The following is a 10,829-nucleotide window of genomic DNA, read 5'->3' on the forward strand; positions in this document are numbered from 1 at the left end:
TACTACTTTGTAAACTTAAGACGTGTATAATTAATTGCTTAGGTAATCACCTACTTGGAAAATTCCTTCGGAATTTTCTCTGGCACGTTTTTGTTTGCTAAATTAGTTGCTTAAACACGCAACGAAATCATACACAAACACGTTGGGCAACATTACCAAAAATGAGAAAAACAATAAGCATTTTATTATTTTTTATAGTTTCATATTCATTTGCACAAAATAAAATTACTTATGAAAAAACTCTTGCTGAAATAAAAAAATCGTCCAAAGTTTTATGTACGAATTTAATAATTCCAAACGTTGAATTCTCAATTGGTATTTTCACAACTGAATGGGAAGTTGAAGACTTAACAGAAGAACAATGTGGAGATATTAAAACGAATGAATTAAGAAACAGAAAAATTCTTGAAATTCTTGAATCTAAAAAACTCTTAGAAAAATTTTACGTGGAGATGGAAAACAATAGCTTTGAGAGTATTGAATCAAATGAAAAATTTGAATGGAATAAAACTAATTATAAATCTGAATTTCTCAAACCATATTAGCGAATTGAATCAAGTTTACATCCCAATAATGAATAAAAAAGAAGCGAAAGAATTAATTAAATCAATTTGTCCAATATTTGAATCTGATTTTTGCTTCAAAAAATTAAACCGGAAATTATAAAACGATTGCCCAACACCATATAAAATTAATTGCTTATTTTAGGCTTAAACAAAGGTAGTTGCCCTTTTGTTACATCTGATTTTCCTGCGGAAAATCCTCGCACACAAAACCGCAACTAATCTTATACAAACACGTTCTAAACCATTTGAAAAAAACATTCGTAATCATATTGACCTTAATCGGATTTGTAACTTTCGGACAAGAAAATAAACTTGACGGCATTAAAAGCGAAGTAAACTCAATCGACTCTGACTCTACTCTAACGAAATCGGAATTTGATTGGAAAAAACTGACTGGAATTACGACTGATGGTGGCAGAATTTTAAAAGTGTGGCGGAACGAAAATCAAATATGTAAAATCGTAGAAGAAATTGGACTTTCTTATGGTCGAGTAAAGACTACTATTTATTTACAAAACGGATTACCAATTAAAATAATAGAAACGGAAGAAAACTTCGGACATAAAAATGGCGAACTGAATTACAATGAGCTCAACGAAGTTTTCAGAGCTTATATTTATGTTTTCAACTGGGAAAATGATGAAGGAAAAATTGAACGAATTGGGAAAAAAGTTTTTAGCGAAGGTAGTTGCTCAACATTTGATTATGAACCAATTTTAGAACGTGCTAAAAAAACGATTGAATGATTCCGACTGATAGTGAATTTTCGATATTATATTTGATTTACGGAGCTGTATTTTTACTAATTTTATTAGGATTATGGTTCAGACAAAAAAGAGTATTTTACATACATATATTTGTGTTTTTACTTTACACGGTTTTTATGATTTATATCTTTAGCGATGAAGAAAATTTTAAAGGTGGTGGCTCATTAGTTGTGTTCTTTTATGGAATTTTATTCCCAATAGTACATTTGTGCATTTACGGTATTATCCAAGCGATAAAAGCTATTGTAAAAAATAGAGCAAGTCATTACTAAAACTAAGGCTTGGACATTTTTGGAAAGTCACCAAATTTTTAATTTTGACGATTTCCAATAATAAAATAAATAGTAAAATTTAAAAATTCGGCTTGTGTTTAAACCGAAAAGTTATAGCTTATTTTCAGCGCTACTTTTCATATACGGAGCCGTTGGCAACAATAAAGATCAAAATACTCAAATTATCGAATTCACTTCTATTAATAATCTCGTGTAACGAGAAAAGGAAAAGTTGAAAACTAAAATTGGAATCTTGCCTTTAAAAGAGCAGAAAATTATCGGAATATTTCTCAATCTTATTCAGATAAAAAACTAATCCCAATTGACCTAAAAGACTTCATCAAAAATTTCTTTTCAGATTATAATTTCCAGAAAGAACATATTGATTTTAATAGCTTGACTGCAGTTGTCGGAGCTTGTTAAGAGACATATATTCTTAATAAAAACAATTGGATTTTTGATAATGAAAACTTCACAAATAGAATTGGAATTGGCCAAAAATGGAAAAACACCTTTAACTTCTCACAAGGCAGATTTTATTATGAGTGTGAATTAGTTGAAGTTGGTGTTTTAAAGAGTATAGGATTTTAGAAATCCAATGTAATATGGAAATTAAACCTGTATTTAATAACTGATTGCTAAAATTAAAGTTACCAACAAGGCGCATAATTAATTGCTAGGTTTAATGAACTGTAGAAAGTATTTGTTCAAACTAAAAAATAATAATTTTTAATTACATTTGAATAAAAATTGCAACTAATCATATACAAAAACGTTACCTTTTATTAAAAATATGAAAAAGTCTAAACCTATGAAAATACCTATAATTACTTTACTAACACTGTTAGTATTTTTAAGCTCTTGCAATAAGTATAAAAAACTAGATTATCTTGAGTTTAATAAAGCCTATACTAATTTCATTGAATTAGCTACAAACGAATATGGAGCAAAATACGGAATAGCAATAGCAGTGGTAAAAGACGACAGTATCATATTTGAGAAATATCTCGGAATGGCTGATGTAGATAAAAACATAAAGGTTAGCAAAAACACCCTCTTTTACATCGCTTCAATCACCAAATCTTTTACTGCAATGGCTGCCTTACGTCTTGAAGCTAAAGGAAAACTCGATTTTGATAAATCATTAGCCGAATTATTACCTGAAATTAATTTTGCTCCAGACCTTAAAGCTGATAGTATTAAAATTGAACACTTAATTACACATACATCTGGAATAGAAAATAACCCATTAAGGAATTTAAAAGCTTATTCAGGCTCATATGACAAAAATAATTTACAAACTATATTGGAGAAATTCACTGTAGTTAACGAAGATGCTCCTTTTGGTAAATTTGAATATACCAATACAGGATACATCATCTTAGGAATGATTATGGAAAAAGAATTGGGGGTTGATTGGAAATCTTTAGTTCAGCAGGAAGTATTGCAACCCTTAAAAATGAAGCATACAAGTACCCAAATGTCTAAGGCTATTGAGCAAGGTTTGGAAATTGCAAAACCACATACACAGAATAATGATGAAAATAAATTAGTCCGTCTTTTTTTAGAAAAAAAAGACAATACAATGCATGCCGCTGGAGGTATACTATCAACTGCTAAAGATATGGCTAGATATATGGTCGTAGCATTAAACAATGGTAAAATCGATGGAGAACAAGTAATTGACTCAAATTTGGTTAAGAATAGCCAGTTAAAACATGCTAAGCAGAATAGAATGTGGTATGATCTTAAACGATTCGGTTATGGTTACGGTTGGAACATCGCGACAACTCCGTTAGGAGATACACTAGTGCACCATTTTGGCAGTTTTACCGGAATGCATCCTCAATTCTCATTCGTACGAGAAACCGGAGTAGGTGTTGTTATAATGGCAAATGAAGGAAAAATTAGTTATGATCTTAATATGCTCCTTAGTGCGTATGTATTTGATTATTTCTCTAAACGAGAAAACCTCGATACTCACTATAAAGATAAACTAAAAGAGTATCACGAAAACTACACTAAAAAGAAAAAATCAGATACTGAATATATGATTAAATTGGCGAAAAGAACTTGGAAACTTGAACTGCCTTTTTCTTTATATGCTGGAACCTATACAAGTGATTTATTTGGTACACTACTAGTAAAAGAAGTTGAAGAAAATAAATTGATAGTTACAATTGGAAACCTTAAATCTGATATAGCAACACCACACAGAACTAATGCTATTAGAGTTGTTATGGGTGAGGAAGGTTCAGTAGTCCAATTTGTAGTAAACGATGGTAAGGTAGAAAAAGCTATCTGGAAAGGACTAACATTTACCAAAATGACACATTAAAAACAACGAAAAGGTAACATCGTATAAAATTAATTGCTAGGTAAACCTAATTATGAAAATCCTCGCGGACTTTCTATTTGGTTATTTTTTTTCGAAATTTAGTGCTTGTAACACGCAACTAATCTTATACAAATACGTTGGCAAACATTGTGACCCGTCCTGAAATAAGGCTACATAATTTTAAACATTATGTATAGAAATGACAAAGTCATTAGACGTTACAGTGAACCATTTAAATTAAAAATATTAGCCGAACTTACAATCGGAAAACACACAAAGAGCCAACTTTGTAAACTCTACTCCATTGCACCTACAACTGTAAACGAATGGATTAAAAAATACAATCGTAAAGACTGACCCGTCCTGAAATACGACTACAGCCTAAAGTCTATCTTAACCTGTAACCGTATTTCAGGACTAGACAAAGTTCATTTCTTAAAATTATTTAATCACCTTCACAATACCTCTATCAATAATATCTAAAGCCGTTGTTATCTTCGACATCTCTTTAAATAGCTTACCATTTTTACCAGAATGATGGCTGTGTCCAATTGGTTCAAAAAAATAATTTTTTGAAGTTTTTATCTTATCTAAATCAACATCAATAGCATATACAATTGCGGGTTGGCCAACTCTTCCAGAACCACTATAAATACTATCATTTGGAAAACGATCTTTACTGTAATATTTATTCCAATTAAATGATTGATTGACTTCCATTAACACTCTAAATTTATTTAACTTTCCAATCTTTGCTTTTGAATTAATAATAAAATCATCAGTTGGTGTTGCACCTGAAACAGCGTCTATATCATAAGATTTCCCTAACGGAATGTATAATCCGTCTGAAGCCCTAATCCCTCTTTTATGTGCCCAATACGGTAATGACTCTGGTCTACGAACAATTGCTGATTTCCAAATTCCATTTTCATTTTTCTGACCATTTACATATTTACTTGTAGCAATTGATTTAGGTACAAATAAACTTTCAATATAATTACCATCAATATCTTCAACCCAAACTACCATCATTGCGTAACGAAACGCATCACCTTTCTTTACATCAATTTCAACCGAAATGTCATTAAGTTCTTTCTTTACAGTAATACTTTGCTTTCCATCCTCTAATGTTTCTTTTCCTTGTAAACTATTCCTGTACTCATTCCCAAAATCATATATTTTATTAAACCCTGTAATATTAAAAAATAATCCCATTAATAAAACACCAGTTACAAATAATAACCCTACAGAATGAGTATTTAAAAAGTTATTTTTTGAATTTATACTATACATTTTTAGTGGTTTTATATTATTAATAATGTGAGAAATCACCCCTATCGAAAACAGAAAACCGAAAACTGTATGTATAGAAGCTATGGATTTGTTATAAGGTTGTACATACATCAAAACTCCAGTTACACCTAATACTAAAAACAATACAGCAATGCTGGTACTTATTAATTTTCTTAACTTCATATTCTAAAAATCAAATCTATAATTAACCTTAAATGCTATGCCCCAATTCGTTCTTGTAACCTGTTCATTAAAATTATCTGTCACTACAAAATAGATATATGACAATGGTTTATATTCCCATTGTAAACGACTATTAATGTTAAAGTTATTTCTCTGTGTGTTATACTGTACATAAGTTGTCCAATTTAAACGATTACTAAAAAACACTTCACCTGTAAATTGAGCCAAATGAAAGGTTTCTTTTCCTAGATTATAAAGATTAATATTGTTTAAAGAATAATTAATATTTAATTGTGCAAATGGTAAAAGTCTATAACCTATTTCGGAATTAAAACCTCTTCTTTCTCCGTTAAAATATCCACCGTAAAAAACTTCGGTACCATAATATAAATTTTTGTTACTTGAACGGTTATTGTAACCAATTTTAATATCGAAAGTATTGTAAACATCTGGTTGAATAGGCTTTCCATTGTTTAGAATATCAAACCCATATTGAAAATTGAAGTAATTATGTGTTAAGTTGAAATATAAAGATGATAAGTTCTTCTTAAACCAAATCGAATTCCCAATTACTGTAGACATCTCGGTAAGCTTCCCCTCTCTATTCCAAAATGCATCATTTACTACTGATAAATAACGAAAACGGTCTATCGTTTTAGATTTTGTAGGATAGTACGTTTTCTGAAAAACAAAATACGAATCTAAATATGATTTTCTAATAACTTGATTGTTTATAGCATCGTAATTATAAAGTCTAGGTGTAAACCCAACATCTGTTATAAAATTTTTATCTACCGTTTTAAATGCTCCCTTGGCATATGTCTTTCTTGAATTATATTGTCCTTCAACATTGAAAAAACTATTATCAGATTCAATCTTACTACTTAAACTCTTACCATAGTTTGTCTGTGCAGACCATAGCTTGTTATTTGATTTATAATTTAAGTTTAAACCAAAAACACGGTTGTAATCATTTTTAAATTTGACTCCGTTAGTTTGCTGTCTATTAACCCAATAAGCAGTAGTAGTAAAGTCTCTTGATAATTTATGACGACCAACCAAAACCGCATAATTTTGCGCTTGATTTCCTCCAGTTTTTTTGGTTTGAGCACTTAAAATTCCGACACGTGTGTTTGGAGAAATATTTCCCGAAAGTTTTAATCCAAATTGCATATCTGTTGTAGCTCCAATTATTCGAGAATAAAACGGATTAACTCCAGAAGTTCCTAAATTATTAAACAAATCACTATTTTCTAAAAAAAAGTTTCGCCGCTCAGGAAAATTAATCGCAAAACGTGTTAAATTAACTACCTGTTGATCAACATCTACTTGCGAAAAATCAGGATTAATGCTAGTCTCTAACCTCAAAGAAGAAGTTATATTATATTGCGCATCAATACTTGGTTTAAAAGTAGACTCTTGTATGCTCTTAGTAACATCTTTTTCAAAATTATAAGTTACTGATGGTACTAACACAAATTTTGATGTATTTGTTTGAGGTAAATTTTGAATAATTATATCTTCTGTAAAGCGTAAATCAAACTGAAAAAAGTTGCGTGACATATCGGTATAAGTCATCCATTTATTAGTCTTAAAGTCTCTGTAAAAAAATTGAACACCCCAAGTATTGTTATTTATATCAAAATTTAAAGCTTTAAACGGAATTTCTATTTCGTATATTTTTTTAGTGCCCTTAATCCCGGTTTTCGAATACCAAACTGAGTTCCAACTTTCATTAAAACTGTAATCAGTTCCATTAAAATCTACCAAAGCATCTACTTGAGTATTTCCAGTGTTTAATGTGAAATAATAACCGTTATTTTCTTTGTTGAAGGGGTCTAATACTATTCCAAAAGCATCACTACTCACAACAGCATCGCCATGATTGTCGCGTTTTAATGTGCTAATTTTACTTTTTGATGTTGTATCATGATATACTACCCCTATGTATAGATTTGTCCCATCATGATACATTCTAACTTCAGTTTTATTTTCTGATTTACCTGTATCATTAGGGTAATAATTATTAAAATTACTAAATACTTGTGCTTTTTGCCACATTAATTCGTTTAACTTTCCATCTATCTTTGCTGATTTATTAATAAAATGAATTGTTTTATTTTGTGAATATCCATAAATACATATACCAACGATTGTTAAAAAAGTGAATAGTTTAGTTTTCATCTGTAAGTTTATAAGCAATTAATTTATGCTTTAACATAGCAGGTACTAGTATCATTTTTAACTCTGGTATATAAGTAATATCAGCAGCGTTTACTTTTTCTTTAGTAGTATTTAAAAGTAAGATTTTAGTACCGTTTTTAGTTACATAATGTATCATTCCCTCCCAACTGGATATTAAATAATCACCGTTACCTATAGCTACAATTCCATCTGGATTAGATATATTTTTTGCTATTATTTTTGAAGTTTTTGTTTTTAAATTATAACTGCTTATAGTTTTATCACCCAAACCAATTAGTATATTCTTATCTTCATAAAGCACTCCGTTTGGCCATTCTAAATTATTCTTTAAGATGATTGCCTTTCCTTTTTTCAATGCAAATAATTTTCCGCTTTTTGTACCACTCCCATAAACGGTTCCATCTTCACTTACAGTTAAATCATTGATCCGCTCTGTACCTTCAATTTTATACTTCTTGATAATCCTTGATGTAATAAGGTCGATTTCTAAAACTGTATCAAAATCAGCAACGAATAATTTATTTTTATATATAGTCATTCCGGTTGGCCCTTCAATTTTATCAATCCATTTATGACTTATAATTTCACCATTTAAATCTATTTTGCTTATAAACCCTTTCCCATTGGGTTTTAACCAATGCCCGTTAATACTGGTAACATAAAGTATATTATTAGTCTTATCATAAATAACCGATTCTAAATCATTTAAAACTGTATCGGTTTCCCATAGTTTTGTCAATTTTGGATTCTTTAAAGTTTTTGTGAAACCTAATTTTTGTGGCATACACGATTGTAGATAAAAAGTAGCGATTACTACGAAAATTAAAATAGTTCTCATATTTGTAATTGTTTTATACCCCAAAACTATAGCTTACTTAAATTGTGATTTTAAAAAGAGGACAAATCTTCAATTTTTGTACACATACTTCCTATAATACATTTATAACCTTTAAATACTTGTTTGTATTCTCTTTTATATTGTTTGTACACTAATCACTAACAATAACTTGTTTTTATTGTACTTTTATGAATTGAAAATGAAGCGTTTTTTAAAAATATTTAATCTCTCTATTTATAAGCACATACTCTTTTGGATCGTGGTTTTCTTGTTTTACACAACATCAGCAAGAGAACGATTTGGTACTACAGAAGAAGTTCTAGTTACCTATATTTTTCATGTACTGTATCAAATAATAATTGCTTATACTATTTTGCATTTTATTATACCTTATTATAAAAAGAATAGAAGTATTTTAAAACTCTTACTTTTAATTATTCTAGTATTTTTCGTTATAAACTTTTTAAATGTTTCGATCCGAATGTCTTTTCTTGAAAAAGCATATCCCGATTGTTATAAGGTATTTTTAGACAACAACGGAAACATTACGTTTTGGGAACGCATATTTGATGTAAAAACAATTTTCATTCATTTGCCCCTGTTTTATTTACAACCTTTATTCTTTTTAGTTGGTCTAACATTTTATGAAAACCAATATAAACTTTCAAAAATTAGAGAACAGAAAAAAGAATTGGAATTAAAAGCATTAAAGCATCAGTTAAACCCTCATTTTTTATTTAACACTTTAAATAATTTGTACGCTATGTCTGTTGAAAAATCAGATAAAGCACCAGAAGTCATTGAAAAACTTTCTAGTATATTAGATTATATGTTATACGGAAGTGATACTAAATTTGTACCAATTTATAAAGAAATAGAACTTATTGAAAATTATCTGGCCTTAGAACAAGTACGTTATGAAGATAGAGTTTTAGTATCATTTAAAAATTCGATAACTGAAAATTATAAAATTGCACCTTTATTATTACTAACCTTTATTGAAAATGCATTTAAACATGGTGTTAGTCAGGAATTAAAAATGGCAACCGTTAAAATTAATTTTTCGACTGATGATGATCATATTTTTTTTAATATTTTTAATACTAAACCTTTATTAAACATCGAAAAATCAACTAAAAAAAAATCAATTGGTTTAACTAATGTAGAGTTACAACTTAACTTGTTATATCTTGACTCTTATGATTTAAAGATTGAAGAAACTTTAGAAAGTTTTTCAGTAAATTTAAAACTCAAAAAACAAAAAAATGTATACGTGTTTAATAATTGACGATGAAAAATTAGCAAGACAGCTCATTGAAAACCATCTCGCCAAGATTGAAACATTTAAAGTTGTGGCTTCTTGCAAAAGTGCCATAGAAGCTATCAATATATTAAACATTCAACATATCGATTTACTTTTTTTAGATGTTGAAATGCCTGTTTTATTGGGTACAGATTTTTATAAAAACCTTGTACAAAAACCTAAAGTAATTTTCACAACTGCTTATCGCGAATACGCTGTTGACGGTTTCGAATTAAATGCCATTGATTATTTAGTAAAACCTATAACATTTAGCAGATTTTTTAAAGCAATTGAAAAGTTTTCAGCATCACAAAATAGTAAAACAGAAATACAAATCAATGATAATAAGATACAAAATAACAGCTATATTTTTGTAACAGAAGATAGAAAACAAGTAAAAATTCTTTTTGACGAAATACTATTTATTGAAAGTATAAAAAACTATATTAAAATTAAAAAAGAAAATAAATCACATCTTGTCAAATACAGTATATCTGCATTTCAAAATGTTTTAGATTCTCGTTTTCTTAGAGTTCATCGTTCATTTATTATTAATAAAGATAAAGTAACTGCCTATACCAAACATGATATTGAAATTGGAAAGATTGAAATCCCTATTGGAGAAAGTTATAAAACAACTTTAGTTAATCAAATTACATAATGAAAATCAACTAAATATTTACAGGAATTTTCGTAAACTACCTATCCAAAGGGGGGGGAGAATATTATTTATAGTTTTACTTCAGAATGCTTATCTAAACTAGCACAACTTACTTTATATCTAAAGCCATAACATTCATTTACTGAAAGTTACCTATACTGGTAATAAATTCTATTAAAAACCCAAAAAAAACTCTTGTAAATTCTAGAAACTATATTATATTTGCAACCGCTTTACTGCGGGAGTAGCTCAGTTGGTAGAGCGTCAGCCTTCCAAGCTGAATGTCGCCAGTTCGAACCTGGTCTCCCGCTCTAATTAAAATAGTACAAGGAATTGTACAAAAATCTTTACCAAATGCGAGAGTAGCTCAGTTGGTAGAGCGTCAGCCTTCCAAGCTGAATGT

Annotated in this window: 9 protein-coding genes and 1 tRNA gene; 7 read left to right on the forward strand and 3 right to left on the reverse strand. The window is 29.2% G+C overall.

Annotation, left to right across the window (positions count from 1 at the left end; all coding sequences use genetic code 11):
- The first annotated feature begins 161 nt into the window (after positions 1–161).
- From ACKTTQ_RS19105 to ACKTTQ_RS19120, 4 genes are all read left to right on the forward strand, one after another.
- Positions 162–545 carry a hypothetical protein gene (locus ACKTTQ_RS19105; protein ID WP_408050141.1) on the forward strand — a complete coding sequence of 128 codons (384 nt, stop codon included), beginning with the start codon at positions 162–164 and terminating at the stop codon, positions 543–545.
- Between the two features lie 290 nt (positions 546–835).
- On the forward strand, positions 836–1,312 hold the full coding sequence (locus ACKTTQ_RS19110) for a hypothetical protein (RefSeq protein WP_408050142.1): 477 nt from the start codon (positions 836–838) through the stop codon (positions 1,310–1,312).
- Entirely contained in the window at positions 1,309–1,605 is a 297-nt protein-coding gene (locus tag ACKTTQ_RS19115) for a hypothetical protein (RefSeq protein WP_408050143.1), read from the forward strand. The genes ACKTTQ_RS19110 and ACKTTQ_RS19115 overlap by 4 nt, the downstream gene beginning before the upstream one ends.
- 793 nt (positions 1,606–2,398) lie before the next feature.
- Positions 2,399–3,943, forward strand: a complete 1,545-nt coding sequence (locus ACKTTQ_RS19120; RefSeq protein ID WP_408050144.1) for a serine hydrolase domain-containing protein — start codon at positions 2,399–2,401, stop codon at positions 3,941–3,943.
- Positions 3,944–4,384: 441 nt separating this feature from the next.
- Here the strand turns inward: ACKTTQ_RS19120 and ACKTTQ_RS19125 are convergent, their stop codons facing one another.
- From ACKTTQ_RS19125 to ACKTTQ_RS19135, 3 genes are read right to left on the reverse strand one after another with little or no spacing between them, the layout of a single operon-like run.
- On the reverse strand, positions 4,385–5,419 hold the full coding sequence (locus ACKTTQ_RS19125) for a DUF4405 domain-containing protein (RefSeq protein ID WP_113786724.1): 1,035 nt from the start codon (positions 5,417–5,419) through the stop codon (positions 4,385–4,387).
- 3 nt (positions 5,420–5,422) lie between these two features.
- Entirely contained in the window at positions 5,423–7,603 is a 2,181-nt protein-coding gene (locus ACKTTQ_RS19130; RefSeq protein WP_408050145.1) for a DUF5916 domain-containing protein, read from the reverse strand.
- Positions 7,593–8,462, reverse strand: a complete 870-nt coding sequence (locus ACKTTQ_RS19135; protein ID WP_408050146.1) for an SMP-30/gluconolactonase/LRE family protein — start codon at positions 8,460–8,462, stop codon at positions 7,593–7,595. Before ACKTTQ_RS19135 ends, ACKTTQ_RS19130 begins: the two co-directional genes overlap by 11 nt.
- 199 nt (positions 8,463–8,661) lie before the next feature.
- Between ACKTTQ_RS19135 and ACKTTQ_RS19140 the strand changes: the two genes are divergently transcribed.
- From ACKTTQ_RS19140 to ACKTTQ_RS19150, 3 genes are all read left to right on the forward strand, one after another.
- Positions 8,662–9,750, forward strand: coding sequence for a sensor histidine kinase (locus ACKTTQ_RS19140; RefSeq protein WP_408050147.1), 1,089 nt, complete (start codon positions 8,662–8,664; stop codon positions 9,748–9,750).
- On the forward strand, positions 9,728–10,426 hold the full coding sequence (locus ACKTTQ_RS19145; RefSeq protein ID WP_093868751.1) for a LytR/AlgR family response regulator transcription factor: 699 nt from the start codon (positions 9,728–9,730) through the stop codon (positions 10,424–10,426). Before ACKTTQ_RS19140 ends, ACKTTQ_RS19145 begins: the two co-directional genes overlap by 23 nt.
- A gap of 238 nt (positions 10,427–10,664) precedes the next feature.
- Positions 10,665–10,737 (forward strand) — tRNA-Gly (locus ACKTTQ_RS19150).
- Positions 10,738–10,829 lie beyond the last annotated feature (92 nt).

It is taken from the genome of Tenacibaculum halocynthiae (assembly GCF_964512825.1).
Lineage (GTDB): Bacteria > Bacteroidota > Bacteroidia > Flavobacteriales > Flavobacteriaceae > Polaribacter > Polaribacter halocynthiae.